Genomic DNA, 12,019 nt, shown 5'->3' with positions numbered 1-12,019 from the left:
CGAGCAGTAGATCCATTGGCTTTGCACCTTTGGGCTATTGCTCAGTGTTGTCTTACTAAACACCAACGGATTCATACGCTTTTTAGAAAGTGGGCACTTCAAGTGAGTTGGCACCCATATAGATCTATAGCTGATTGGGCAGCTGCAATTCGCATTTGAGCAAAGTTGGAGCTGTTTGATAAGTAGAAATTTAAAGCACAGTAATAGATCGCGACCATTTTATCTCGATCAACTAGACATGGAGTTAACAATTATTAAACTTAGAAATATAATATTTCACTAAGAAAATTTAAGAAAATGGGAGTGACCGTTTCTTCAATCGATTTTCCAAGCTCTATGGCACCACAAAGTAATGACCATAGCTGGTTATCCGGTACGCTTTTTATCAATTAGCCTAAAAAACAAGTCATATATAATTTTCATCAACCTACTCACCATTCAAAAGCAGTGAGTGTCATCGACACACAGCAAGAAAAAGAAATTCAACAAATTCCGGTGGGTCCGACACCTCGTGGTATGAAAATCGATCCACAAGAAGATACGTTGTATATTACTAACTTCTCAAGAACTTCCTCCCCCATGATGCAGAAATCGATGAACTCTCTTAGTGTAGTTGACCTCAACAGTAAAAAATCCATTGGAACCATTAAAACCGGACTTGGACCCTGTAGTATCAGTATCTATGATCCAACCTGTTATCAAAACAAAAAACAGCAAAAAGACCACCAATCCATCTCATTATAATCTGCCGAGAATATGATTATCCCCAGAATTGTACCAAAAGTAAATTTGGTTACAGCGAACTCTCTGATGCTGATTCAATTTGACTTGGCCTTAGTTGTCGGTCCCATTATCGGAGGATATCTCGCCCATTCTCATTTGAGCTCATTTGCCTTTACTGGCAATGCCAGTTCATTTTTTCTTGCATCCCTTCTTTTATTTTCGCTTTCCCTTCTTCTATATATCAAAGAGATAGCTCTAAAAATTCGGTTAAACAACGAATTCAATCATGGTATCAAGAATTAAAAGAAGGATTTATGTTTATATGGGTACACAAACAAACCCTTCAACTCATTTCTCTTAATTTTCTGTGGAACTTTCTGATATGGGGCACATCAGCTACCTTGTTGCCTATTTTATCGAAAGATCTTTTACATACTGCTGCCCAAGGTTATGGCCTACTAGGCGCCAGTCTATCCGTAGGTATCATTGTTGGTTCATTTATCTTAGGGAGTATTTCAATACAAAATCATCTATTTACTATAGTATTAGCATCATTATTGACTCATGGTTTCTTATATGCTCTGTTGTCTTTGGCGACAAATGTATGGATCGGGTGTGTGATCCTTTGTCTGTCAGGAATCGTTTCTTCACCCGCGATGATCAATCAACGTACCTTGATTCAACAATCGGTTCCTGAAGAGAAACTTGGTCGCATATTTATTGTACTCTCTTCAATTGCAACTTTGGGATTTCCTCTTGGCTCCATCTTAACCAGTGGACTTCTCGTGTGGATTGGAAATAGTTATGCATTTATACTCTATGCCTTATATGGAATTTCATTGATTACAGCTGTTACGATTATATGGTTGTGGAATCGACCATCGAAGGAGATAGATCATGCAAAGAATATCTAAAGAATTAGCCATTTGTACTAGATAAACTGAAATGTATTCAATTAGACACGATTAATGTGATAGCAAGAAGTCATCAACTGCTCTTCTTGTCTCGATTACAAACATACAAAGAAGAAGATTTTTTGGCTTTATATAAACAGAAAAAAATATTTGAAGCCTATGTCCATGCTCTTTCGATTTTACGAACAACGGATATGCCTTATATCCTATCTTCACTTCATCGCTTTCGAGAAAAACATTTGAAAAATAACGAAAATCTTGATTTTATTCTTGATGTGTTTCATCAAATATTGGGCAACCTTAATGCAATTGAATATAAATAGTTATCCTTAAATAAGTTGTCTAGAAGCTATATCAAAACTAAAAATTGTAAAATCAGTTTGAACTGAACTAAAATAAACGAATGAGTAGACAGAGCTAACAGACCATCAATAGAAAATACTCGAACCGTTGCTACCTAAAAGAAAAACACACATGGGTCGACCACCATCTCCGTTAAGGAAAGTATTGAATTGGATTATTTATGTATTAAAGACAGGCGTAGTCTGGATGGATATGCCGAAAAATATGGTTCCTACTTTACATGTTGGCGAAGATTGAAGGAGTGGCAGAACGTTGGGATATGGGATCGAATCTGGAGAACATTATTGGGGATGTTGCAAGAAAAAAAGAAGCTCAATTGGGATCAAGTTTATTTGGATGGATCGTTTGTCGCCGCTAAATGCGGCGGCACAGGAATCGGAGAAACCAAAATGGGCAAAGGCTCCAAAATAATGGCTGTGGCCGAGAAAAATGGCATTCCGATCGGCATTTTAGATGACAGCGTACAACCCCATGAAATTACTCTGGCTGAACGAACCCTTGCTACGATTCGCGTTCCTGCGAAACGCGGTCGACCCTATAGACGCTTTCGAGAATTAGTTGCAGATCGTCCATACCATAGCAAGGCTTTTCGACATGCTATTCGTAAAAAAGGGGCAAAACCTACTATTCCTGGTCGTAAAGGTGATAAGAAAGGAAAAGGTCGCCCATTCGCGGTGGGCAACGGTTACCAGCAACGCTGGAAAATTGAACGTTGTTTTGCTTGGATGGACAACAATCGTAGATTGGTTGTCCGATACGAGCGCCACATTCAACATTAAGGCATTTTGTCTGATTTCTCTAATCCTTTTATGTCTGAATCGACTTTTGAAATAGCTTCTCCGATCTCTGTCCCACCTTTCTTGCAGAGGACAAAACTACCATCCAAATAACCCCGACTCCAATTGATCTGATGTTGTTCATCCAGTTTTTGTAATCGCTTTCTCCAAATTCGTTCCCATACTCCCCATTTTTGCCATACACGTGGTGTAAGAACTGTATTTACGCGGCATGTCTACCCATGCGCATCCCGTTTTCAACACATACAGGATTCCGTTAAGTACCTTCCGTGCGTTTGCCATTGGACGACCCATCGTCGTTATTTTCTTTGGAAGTAGAGGTTGTATGATTTTCCAATGCTGATTTGTTATCTCATGTCTACTTATAATATTTGTATATTACATCGGTTTTTAATTCCTGTTTTTGATTCCCTAGGTACTTTTGAAATAACGTCTAAATACTAGGGTTTGTGTAGAACAAACATTTGAGGTATAACCAAATAAGGTGAGCAATCAAGCTCTCCTCTCTATCATTCTATTCAGCGCAACAAAATAACTTAGATGTAGATGGACAAAAGGTCCTTCTCCTTAGTAGGCGTGACCACTAAAGCTATCACTTGAACTTGGTTTTAAGTTCGTTGTCTAGCTCAAGTAGGGGTAGTGACAGGTGCTGCTGTAAACCGCAAAGTATGATGTAAATGATACTTACTCCTAATTTCATTTTTTCGGTACAGTGACTCAAAATATTGTTTCTATATACTATTGTTGGGGTAAGTTAGATTCGAGGTGATATTTTGAAAATAGAACATATAAAATGGATAATTCGTATATACTTACCGATTTTTGTATTCTTCTTCTTGTGTGGTCTTATTTTATTCTTATTTATCTATCTATTAAACATATTTAAAATTGGGGATTCACTCTCTTCCACATGGGACTACGTTTTTACCTGGGGATTGTTAGTTCTTATTTATTTCACTGTTGGAATAGCTTACTTATATTGGTATGTGAAGAGAATTATTGTGCCCATGTATCCCAATGATCTGAAACAACAAAGAAGAACGCTACATATAGCTGGATTGGGGCTCTATGTAACCTGTTTGGTTTGTTTCATCGGGTTCATTGTTAGCACTTATTTAGATGATATGAGTTTTGTTAGCTTTTTTATTGGATTGTTAGGAACTTTTATTGGCTCTATTCTTTTCCTGGCGCTTGGACCAAGATTTTTAAAGTCTCTTGGTGATCGAAACCTTGAATTTGATGAGCGATCAGAAAGAACGTAGAGAAACGATTTTTTACAGTTCTGGAAATGACACTTTTTTCAAATGATTGATAATGTGTACAGATGTACTTCACCTGTCACTACCTAAGGATACAGGATACGACTTATCCCCGATTTAAAAGTAATCTAACCCGTGAGGAATTAGAAGAAGTATATACACCACAAGATCATGAAGTAGATTGGTCAGAAAAAAGATCGCATTCAACATACTGCGTACCGATCACACCTATTACTTCCTTATAATCACTTTTGGCGGATTTTTCTATTCATTTATTTGATTTAAGCAACAGCTTCTACATAGATAATATCAATCCTTCTGATAGAATTGTATAATTTTCCCTGTCATATTATCTTTATAGAAGGGGAGAAAATAGGACAACATGAGCATCTATAGAAGCAAAGTAAAATGCTTATTGGCTACATTTATCTTTGGTTTTTGTACGATTTTTTTACTTGTATTCGGAATTAGTACATTGGGTGCGGGCATCGGCATAATTCCACTACTCTTTTTCCTTCTTTTTCTACTCGGAACGATTGATTTTCTAAGACAATCCTTGAAGTCAACTCCCCTTTTAACCTTCAACGAAGAGGGCATTCAAGACTACAGTCGACCATTTAATTCAGGTAAATTCATTCGATGGACTGACTGTCAGGAAGCTCGAGTGAGTAGTAGACATAGTGTGCTAACTCATATCGAACTGTACGATGGAACAAAAAAATGGAGGAAAGTCGATATCACATTAGCCAGTACCTCTCGAGATGAATGTCTTCAAATAGTAAACAATTATTTACAAATGTATGGGAAAAAGATGTATACAGGTCGGGATTTGTTTCCGATTTAGCTGGCTCATGATCAATCTTAGATATTTGTTTGTTTTCTTGCCCTTACGAATATGGCGTATATGATGCATTTCAATGTTTTCTTCCCCGCTACAGATCACACAAGGTTTTCCTAACTTTGAGCACGTTCGTAGATTTAAATGCTCTTAAAGGATCTCTGGATCGTCTTTTTTCATTTGGAAAGCCATCGGGCTTTCTTGCCCAGTCGTGATTGAGTTTGAAAGAGACCATATATGTCTTTTCATTTGCTCCTTTAAACGTATAGGAAAGGTCTTTCCCATACGTTTAAATATTTTCCTTATGGACGATTTGTGAGCTAAGGTTTTGGCTAGAGAGAATTGCAAGTGATATCGGGTTCTACTTAATTCGTTAAAGTTGTCCGAGAATCGATAGTAGTTGAGTATCCCCAGATTTATACTTCTGAATCTTCGAATGATGTCCCGCGTGTCTTGCACTGTCCAATCCCGTCGGGATTGGGGTTGTTTGTGCAGAATCTGCGAGTGTGCACCCTTTCTTACGATAGCTTTTGTAATGGTGCATTGAGTGTTTGTAAACACCGAGGAACTATTAATTTTGAGACTCCACACGCTTAAAAGTGTGGGATTCTTGGGTAGTTCGCGCACTCCATTCATTTCTGCTTCGTGCAACTCCAAGCTAGGGGCTGTCCCATCAGCCCATCCCATGCAGTTCTACAACTTCTGTTGCATGTATCTACATGGGCGTACCTGTTACCAGTACGCTAGTTTCGGTTCCATCACTCACTCTTATGGTTTTACCAAGCGGGAGAGATGGGTTCGCCGCTTGAACCTCATACCATCACGTACACAGGAACAAAGCCTGCTACAAGCAGGATGAGCGCCGCTCATGCGTTCGATTATACAAAAAATGGTTGCTCTTAGCAATCCCTTGAAAGGGATTACCGAGCAACGCTTTCATCCCACGATTCAAACCGTGGGCTTTCAGCTGGCAGATTTCTGTAAAGGACAAAAATATAACAGAATTAAAAGCCGATGAGACTGAAACATATTATAGCTTCGTTTTGAATCTGATAAATATTGGAAGCGACCCCAATTCACTCAACAATCATGCATGTTTACCTCAAAAGTATGTCTACGCCGTTCTAACTTGTTCATTTCATCCAGAGCCATTTGATTGCATCGCTTAATGAAGTCCAAGATCACGATGGTCTCTTGTTCACTATACTGCGAAAGGATTTGAAGCAATGAGGTGGATACTGATTCAAAAAAAGAATTTATCGTATCCCCCTTCCCTTCCACAGGCTTGACAACTACCCTCCTACGATCGTTCGGATCTTTACTTCTTATAACGTATCCATCCTGTTCCAAACGATCAATCACATTCGTCACCGCACCAGTTGTCAAACCGGTAAGTTGGGCCAATTGTCCGGCAGTTACCGAACCGTTTTTATACAGAAAGTCGAGACATTTATGATCTGTAGCGTTCAGACTAAGTTTCTCTGCAATCAATTGGTGAAACATCACAGCACGCGAACTGTTTTGACGAAGCTCGAACAATAGCTCCTGCTGTAAAGGAGTACTATTGGAAACTGAATTATTGTCATGTTTGCTTGACATTATAACCACTCCGATATAGAATCTAAATATCTTAATTAATTAAGATATACATTCTATTGAGATACTATTTCCGTTAAGGTTCTATTTGTTCACAGTATATCACAGTCAAAAAAATAACTTAACATTACATTAAGGAAAGGAATTAATCGACTTGGGAAACCGGGAAAAAGACATTAAGGCGTTACGTCAACTATTTGCTGACTTAAGCGATGCTTGGAACAAAGGAGATGGCATCGCTTTCGGTGAGTGCTTTACAGAAGATGCAGATTACATAACCTTCATGGGACAACACTTAAAGGGAAGAAAAAGCATTGCTGAAGTCCATCAATGGCTATTTGATGGTCCCCTGAAAGGTTCGCGATTGACAGGTGGCGAATCCTCCATAGAGCTTCAGCCTCGATTTATAACACCAACTGTCGCGATCATTCATGGCGTTGGAGTAGTTGCATTGTCTGATTCTGAGCAAGATTCAACTGATAGAGAATCGATTAATACGAATGTGGTAGTCAAACAAAGTGGAGAATGGAAAATTACAGCTTTTCACAACTGCCGTATTCAAGAAATGCCAGGAAGAACTCGTTAAAAGTCTTATATAAAAATATGAATCGGGGGATTTCTGTTATAGTCATATGTATGAATAGCATTCATCTCTTAAGAAAAGGTGTTCATAACTTACCGATTCGATATGGACGCCACCAAACCCAAATCGAAAGAAACCCGGCAATAATCAAAGAGTTGATAAAATTTTGTTGGGCATTTGTCAGCTCTCCTTTTCGAATTTTCGTATAAATAGTTAAGCCTATCGAGGAGATTATTTATTAAATAGAGGAGACTGGTTAAATGAATATTAACAGAAAAATTTTGATTAGGTTAGAAGGAATTGTGGAAGCTCCTTTTGAACAGATATCCAGCATTCTGCTTAAAATACCTCCCACAGGTTACGTTCATTCTAAGGATTTATTATTTCCTTTTTTCGATTCAATGGATGATCCTCGTCGTTTATTTATAACCAAGAGTGGAGCCAAAAAATATACATTATTTGCGGGAGAGGAACCAAATTACTCTCGGATAGCCTATATAGAAGTTGATATATCAAAACATATGTTGGCATTTTACGGAGGATGGTGGTTTGGTTCTGAATATCATCTTTCTCCTCACTCTAAAGGTTGTCAAATTACTTTTTGTATCTGTAATGTCGCATCTGGTTTATCGCGAATTCTTCTTCCATTTTCAAAAGAGTTTAGATCGATGTTCAAAGAAGAAACCAAGATCAATATGAAAAAGCCTTTTCAAGATTTTTTGAATAAAATCGCGAAATTATGTAATTGCTCAGGATATGTTGTCAAATGATGGATCAATCCGTTTGAAAATTTAGCAAAGGAGCGAGAAAAAATGAATTGGGGGGTAGAAAGCAAAGTCGTAATGATTACAGGTGTTCTTCGGGAATTGGCAAAGCGACTGCTAAAATGTTTGGCAAGTTAGGTAGGAAAGTGTTTATCACATATATAAACCACTCGGATGCAGCTCTACAAACAGTTGAAGAAATTCGTAGTCAAGGTGGTTATTGTGAAGCAATTCGTATGGAATTAAATGATACTGAGAATATTCAACAAGCAGTGATGAGTTGGTTGGCAATCATTTCAATCAAATTGATGTTCTTGTAAATAATGCTGCTTTTTGGGGAGGAGAAGGATTCATCGATCAAATGTCAATGGAAGCATGGTTTTCTATCATAGATCAGAATGTGAAAGGAAGTTATGTAATCACTAGATCGGTTATCTCTTATATGAAGCAGGGTGGATGGGGAAGAATTGTACATGTATCCTCCCACCCTTGCTGAACATGGTATGCTTGGTATGACAGCACATACAGCTGCTAAAGCAGCTTTTCAACGAAACAGTGACTTGTATTACCAAGAAGTATTAGATCAATTCACTTCTACAAGTCCTGCAAAGAGAATAGGTACTCCTGAAGATGTAGCTAATCTAATTGTATATCTTGGATCAGAAGCCAATATTTTTGTAAAGCAATTCGTGTGACAGGGCTGACAATAACCTTTTTAATAATACAAATTTGCTGAAATTGAGGCTACTCTTATGTTCTATACAATATATAGTTTAGAATATTTTTCATTACTAGTTCTGGCTGGGTTATGGTTTCTTACTGCTTTCATGACTAGACTTCTCGTTTTCAATAGTAAAAATATAGCTCGTTTCCGCCTGTGGCACATGTTGACCTCCATCACCCTTATTGGGGGTATTATTGGTTTTATTATATGGATAGTGCTCATAGGATTACTAGGAATCATGTTCGGCTGGATGTTTATTTCCGACCGAGTAATGATATATTTACCACCTATGCTATTTTCTGTTATAATTATCTTTTTTCGGGTTATTCCACAACTCAAAAAGTGGAGTACTTATAAAAAGGCGGATAAGAAGTTAGTGATCGATCAACAATTATACGAGCAATTATTATCATTAAAATTTATTTTACCAGTATATGCTGCCACTGTTTCATTTCTACTTTTATTTTATACAGTATGGTTTAATCCAATTATCCTACCTAACATCATAGATTCAGTGAAATATTTCCTTGTTTGGTTGGTCCTGAATTTTATCATTTATTTGTATTTAAATATAAGTTTAAAAGCTATCAGGAAACGTAAAAATACTTCTCCAAAACTATGGATAGAGTTAGGTAAAGCAATTGTCGTTTTAGGGATTGTGTTTGTCATAGCTATTGCAAATTTTATTTATGGCTTGGAAAAAAGTAAATGGCCTGAAAAGATTAGCATGATAAATCACAAAAATGTTAATTATGGTGGAGGAATTCATAATCAACATGCCTATTCTCATACAAATCACAAAGTAAGTAATCAAAAATCAGTTAGTGTACTTGACTTAACAGGTGAGGTTAAAAATAAAATTCCTGATAGATCATATACATTAACAGCAGAAAAAACAACTACTTCATTAAGTTCGGGAAAAAAAGTTGAGAAATGGACGTATACAGGTGGGTCCGAAGGAGCACATTTACGAGCTAAGCAAGGTGAAATCATCGAAGTAAATCTCGTAAACAAGAATATAGATATAGGTGTTACGATTCATTGGCATGGATATAATGTTCCCAATGCAATGGATGGGGTTGCTGGTATGACACAGGACACTGTGATGCCTGGCGAAACATTCACCTATAAGTTTCGTGCTGAACAATCGGGAAGTTATTGGTTCCATTCACACCAACAATCTTCTAAGCAAGTTAAGAAAGGTCTATTTGGTACATTGGTGGTTACACCAAAAAAAGAAACTTTCCCATATGATGAAGAGATTGTTGTACCGATTCACACGTGGAATACAAAAGCTGGTCCCATAACAGCCTTTGGACTAAACGATACTCTTCAAAAGAAGAAAATAGAAAAAGGGAAAAAAGTACGCGTACGTTTGATTAATACAGATAGTTCTACTCATATATTCAGAGTCATAAGGGTTCCCTTTAAAGTTATTGCAATTGATGGTGTTAATTTGAATAGACCCACATTATTAAAGGATCAGAAGCTAAGTATTGCTGCTGGTGGGCGTTACGATGTGACTTTTACGATGCCTGATACACCTGTTGAAATAAAAGAAGAATCACAGCCGACTCGTATTCTTTTAACCAATAGTGGCAAAGGTAAACCGACTAATCATAACGATAACGTCGCTATATTTGACCCAGCTTCATACGGGACTCCAACAAAAACACCCCTAAATACATCAAGTAAATTTGATCGTAAGTTTTTGATGTTTTTGGATAATGAAATGGGTTTTTATAATGGTACTCTAACATCTCTATGGACCATCAATGGAGAGATATTTCCAAACACTCCAACATTAATGGTTCAAAAAGGAGACTTTGTAAAGACAACCTTCATCAATCGTAGTTTTGCCACACATCCTATGCATTTACATGGTCACCATGTTTTAGTATTAAGTAAAAATGGAAAATCGATTACAAATAGTCCTTGGTGGACGGATTCTTTAGATGTATTTCCTGGTGAATCATACGAAGTTGCCTTCATTGCTGACAATCCAGGTATATGGATGGATCACTGTCATAATTTAGACCATGCTGCTACTGGAATGACTCTTCATCTCATGTATAAAGGGGTAACTACACCATTTTCAATAGGTAGAAAAACAGGAAACTTCCCTGAATAGAATAACTTCTGGTGCTAGTTAAATTCATATCAATCGTCATGGTTGGTGGCTTCGTTCAGACCCAGGCCATAAGATGTATTCAACACACAGAGATGGCTCGTGGAGAGGAATCAGACTTCTATCAAAAAAAATGCTCTATGTTTGCATTTTATTAGAAATTCTCCTATTTGCCCTCTCTTCTTTTCTAACATTTATTATTCGTGTTTTCTCTTTAGACAATTCCAATTTCGGGCGTTCTTTTAGAAAACGGGATATAGCCGTTTTCCATCGATAGGCATTATTTTTTGAGTTGGTTATGATTACCCAGTCATCCACATAGCGAATGAGATATCCGTGTTTCAGAGTCGTGTACTTCTTTAGACTAGCAAGTGAGCACCACTCAGTATGGCTCCAAGTCATATATAGATGTGACTTTACTATCTTCTCTATTGATTTTAAAGGATTTTTCCATTTAGGAAACCATGAACGACGCAGATAGATATAATTATCCATCTCCATCACCCACTCGTTCGAAGTCTTGGTATCCTGGATATAGACCTGGGAAACAGAATTGCAAGCATAATGTGTTTTTTGATCGAGTAGCAGTTCTATTTATCAATTACAGATTTGCAGTATCAATCCATTTTCGCTCTTGAATCCAGTAAGCTTGAGTATAATCATGCAGATGGAGATAAAGCGGGATTGGATAGTGAGCATCGAGTTTACTTATTTGATCAGCAAACCAAGTAACTAAGCAGTCAACAGCAATACGATTCCACTCTTCCAGTTCTTCATCATCGAGCTGTTCTACTTCGTTATCTAAGTAACGATAAGCGAATAAACTAAAACCAAACTGTGAAAAAGAAGTCTTTATAAGAGGCGTATCGAACGCATCTACCTCAATCATTTCTGCTGCTAAGAAGATACCGTCTTTATGCGTGGATTTTCATTTTAACATACGGCAACCCAATATCAACAGATGTTGCATCGCTAGTAAATGAAAATAATTCATTCAAAACATTAGATTGATTCAATTATGCAAATAGATTCCCTATTCTATCATCTAAGAGAGGTGGCTTTTCATGGGCAACTTGTTAATCTTACTGATTGTCACTGAGACTTGAAATTGACTCAAGTCTCAGTTTTTAAAATGATTATTTATCTATTTCCCAATTCACCTTATCATTAATCGATGGTATTTTAATAAATAAGATTCTAGTACCTTGATCACTTATCTGCTCATAAGCAATTTTCGGATAGATCGCATAAAAATCCCCCTGATTATATTCAAATTTTTCTCCTGTAACGACATTGGTGTACACTGTTCTGCCATTTAATACATATTGAA

20 protein-coding genes are annotated in these 12,019 nt (G+C 37.2%); 13 read left to right on the top strand and 7 right to left on the bottom strand.

What is annotated here, in order from left to right; all coding sequences use genetic code 11:
• Positions 1 to 98: 98 nt before the first annotated feature.
• Positions 99 to 218, bottom strand: a complete 120-nt coding sequence (locus tag BUB71_RS20385) for a M4 family metallopeptidase (RefSeq protein WP_084731659.1) — start codon at positions 216 to 218, stop codon at positions 99 to 101.
• A 229-nt stretch (positions 219 to 447) separates the two neighbouring features.
• Between BUB71_RS20385 and BUB71_RS19735 the strand changes: the two genes are divergently transcribed.
• From BUB71_RS19735 to BUB71_RS15115, 5 genes are all read left to right on the top strand, one after another.
• Positions 448 to 744 carry a YncE family protein gene (locus tag BUB71_RS19735; protein WP_073156544.1) on the top strand — a complete coding sequence of 99 codons (297 nt, stop codon included), beginning with the start codon at positions 448 to 450 and terminating at the stop codon, positions 742 to 744.
• A gap of 116 nt (positions 745 to 860) precedes the next feature.
• Positions 861 to 1,637 (top strand): MFS transporter, encoded by a 777-nt coding sequence (locus tag BUB71_RS15130; RefSeq protein WP_340148306.1) that lies wholly within the window; start codon positions 861 to 863, stop codon positions 1,635 to 1,637.
• Positions 1,638 to 1,663: 26 nt separating this feature from the next.
• The gene (locus BUB71_RS15125) at positions 1,664 to 1,960 is read left to right on the top strand and encodes a DNA glycosylase AlkZ-like family protein (protein WP_084731657.1); all 297 of its coding nucleotides are present in this window, start codon (positions 1,664 to 1,666) and stop codon (positions 1,958 to 1,960) included.
• 127 nt (positions 1,961 to 2,087) lie between these two features.
• A complete protein-coding gene (locus tag BUB71_RS15120; protein ID WP_281248215.1) occupies positions 2,088 to 2,237 on the top strand; it encodes a transposase in 150 nt (49 codons plus the stop codon).
• Positions 2,234 to 2,779, top strand: a complete 546-nt coding sequence (locus BUB71_RS15115) for an IS5 family transposase (protein WP_217653564.1) — start codon at positions 2,234 to 2,236, stop codon at positions 2,777 to 2,779. Before BUB71_RS15120 ends, BUB71_RS15115 begins: the two co-directional genes overlap by 4 nt.
• A gap of 138 nt (positions 2,780 to 2,917) precedes the next feature.
• Here the strand turns inward: BUB71_RS15115 and BUB71_RS20380 are convergent, their stop codons facing one another.
• Positions 2,918 to 3,148, bottom strand: coding sequence for a transposase (locus BUB71_RS20380; RefSeq protein WP_422785153.1), 231 nt, complete (start codon positions 3,146 to 3,148; stop codon positions 2,918 to 2,920).
• Positions 3,149 to 3,798: 650 nt separating this feature from the next.
• Between BUB71_RS20380 and BUB71_RS15105 the strand changes: the two genes are divergently transcribed.
• On the top strand, positions 3,799 to 4,059 hold the full coding sequence (locus BUB71_RS15105; protein ID WP_175552396.1) for a hypothetical protein: 261 nt from the start codon (positions 3,799 to 3,801) through the stop codon (positions 4,057 to 4,059).
• 379 nt (positions 4,060 to 4,438) lie between these two features.
• Positions 4,439 to 4,900, top strand: coding sequence for an STM3941 family protein (locus tag BUB71_RS15100; protein WP_073156528.1), 462 nt, complete (start codon positions 4,439 to 4,441; stop codon positions 4,898 to 4,900).
• A 144-nt stretch (positions 4,901 to 5,044) separates the two neighbouring features.
• Here the strand turns inward: BUB71_RS15100 and BUB71_RS20375 are convergent, their stop codons facing one another.
• Both BUB71_RS20375 and BUB71_RS15090 read right to left on the bottom strand, forming a co-directional pair.
• Positions 5,045 to 5,530, bottom strand: a complete 486-nt coding sequence (locus BUB71_RS20375) for a group II intron reverse transcriptase/maturase (protein ID WP_422785152.1) — start codon at positions 5,528 to 5,530, stop codon at positions 5,045 to 5,047.
• A gap of 444 nt (positions 5,531 to 5,974) precedes the next feature.
• On the bottom strand, positions 5,975 to 6,493 hold the full coding sequence (locus tag BUB71_RS15090; RefSeq protein ID WP_073156521.1) for a MarR family winged helix-turn-helix transcriptional regulator: 519 nt from the start codon (positions 6,491 to 6,493) through the stop codon (positions 5,975 to 5,977).
• Positions 6,494 to 6,644: 151 nt separating this feature from the next.
• Between BUB71_RS15090 and BUB71_RS15085 the strand changes: the two genes are divergently transcribed.
• The 6 genes from BUB71_RS15085 (at position 6,645) to BUB71_RS15060 (ending at position 10,692) form a co-directional block, all read left to right on the top strand.
• Positions 6,645 to 7,076, top strand: coding sequence for an SgcJ/EcaC family oxidoreductase (locus BUB71_RS15085; protein WP_073156516.1), 432 nt, complete (start codon positions 6,645 to 6,647; stop codon positions 7,074 to 7,076).
• A 257-nt stretch (positions 7,077 to 7,333) separates the two neighbouring features.
• Positions 7,334 to 7,843, top strand: a complete 510-nt coding sequence (locus BUB71_RS15080; RefSeq protein WP_073156513.1) for a hypothetical protein — start codon at positions 7,334 to 7,336, stop codon at positions 7,841 to 7,843.
• Positions 7,844 to 7,890: 47 nt separating this feature from the next.
• Positions 7,891 to 8,157, top strand: coding sequence for an SDR family NAD(P)-dependent oxidoreductase (locus tag BUB71_RS15075; RefSeq protein ID WP_073156510.1), 267 nt, complete (start codon positions 7,891 to 7,893; stop codon positions 8,155 to 8,157).
• Positions 8,118 to 8,333, top strand: coding sequence for an SDR family oxidoreductase (locus BUB71_RS20370; protein WP_073156507.1), 216 nt, complete (start codon positions 8,118 to 8,120; stop codon positions 8,331 to 8,333). Before BUB71_RS15075 ends, BUB71_RS20370 begins: the two co-directional genes overlap by 40 nt.
• The gene (locus tag BUB71_RS15065) at positions 8,311 to 8,532 is read left to right on the top strand and encodes a hypothetical protein (RefSeq protein ID WP_073156503.1); all 222 of its coding nucleotides are present in this window, start codon (positions 8,311 to 8,313) and stop codon (positions 8,530 to 8,532) included. The genes BUB71_RS20370 and BUB71_RS15065 overlap by 23 nt, the downstream gene beginning before the upstream one ends.
• A gap of 57 nt (positions 8,533 to 8,589) precedes the next feature.
• Positions 8,590 to 10,692, top strand: a complete 2,103-nt coding sequence (locus BUB71_RS15060) for a multicopper oxidase family protein (protein ID WP_073156500.1) — start codon at positions 8,590 to 8,592, stop codon at positions 10,690 to 10,692.
• Positions 10,693 to 10,827: 135 nt separating this feature from the next.
• On the opposite strand, the gene BUB71_RS15055 is transcribed toward BUB71_RS15060, so the two are convergent.
• From BUB71_RS15055 to BUB71_RS19730, 3 genes are all read right to left on the bottom strand, one after another.
• Positions 10,828 to 11,184 (bottom strand): RNA-dependent RNA polymerase family protein, encoded by a 357-nt coding sequence (locus BUB71_RS15055; RefSeq protein ID WP_073156497.1) that lies wholly within the window; start codon positions 11,182 to 11,184, stop codon positions 10,828 to 10,830.
• Between the two features lie 106 nt (positions 11,185 to 11,290).
• On the bottom strand, positions 11,291 to 11,578 hold the full coding sequence (locus tag BUB71_RS15050) for a hypothetical protein (RefSeq protein WP_073156492.1): 288 nt from the start codon (positions 11,576 to 11,578) through the stop codon (positions 11,291 to 11,293).
• Between the two features lie 247 nt (positions 11,579 to 11,825).
• On the bottom strand, positions 11,826 to 12,019 hold a 194-nt coding region (locus tag BUB71_RS19730; RefSeq protein ID WP_217653563.1), incomplete at its 5' end, for a hypothetical protein.

This window comes from Seinonella peptonophila, assembly GCF_900129355.1.
Lineage (GTDB): Bacteria > Bacillota > Bacilli > Thermoactinomycetales > Thermoactinomycetaceae > Seinonella > Seinonella peptonophila.
The sequence above is the reverse complement of the archived record's forward strand: the minus strand, read 5'-3'. Positions and strand labels throughout refer to the sequence as shown.

Bases quoted from the DNA above. Each gene is read 5' to 3' on its own strand.
- BUB71_RS20385 (WP_084731659.1), bottom strand. From the start codon at position 218: ATGGTCGCGATCTATTACTGTGCTTTAAATTTCTACTTATCAAACAGC.
- BUB71_RS15100 (WP_073156528.1), top strand. From the start codon at position 4,439: ATGAGCATCTATAGAAGCAAAGTAAAATGCTTATTGGCTACATTTATC.
- BUB71_RS20375 (WP_422785152.1), bottom strand. From the start codon at position 5,530: ATGAATGGAGTGCGCGAACTACCCAAGAATCCCACACTTTTAAGCGTG.
- BUB71_RS15090 (WP_073156521.1), bottom strand. From the start codon at position 6,493: ATGTCAAGCAAACATGACAATAATTCAGTTTCCAATAGTACTCCTTTA.
- BUB71_RS15080 (WP_073156513.1), top strand. From the start codon at position 7,334: ATGAATATTAACAGAAAAATTTTGATTAGGTTAGAAGGAATTGTGGAA.
- BUB71_RS15065 (WP_073156503.1), top strand. From the start codon at position 8,311: ATGTATCCTCCCACCCTTGCTGAACATGGTATGCTTGGTATGACAGCA.
- BUB71_RS15060 (WP_073156500.1), top strand. From the start codon at position 8,590: ATGTTCTATACAATATATAGTTTAGAATATTTTTCATTACTAGTTCTG.
- BUB71_RS15055 (WP_073156497.1), bottom strand. From the start codon at position 11,184: ATGGATAATTATATCTATCTGCGTCGTTCATGGTTTCCTAAATGGAAA.
- BUB71_RS15050 (WP_073156492.1), bottom strand. From the start codon at position 11,578: ATGATTGAGGTAGATGCGTTCGATACGCCTCTTATAAAGACTTCTTTT.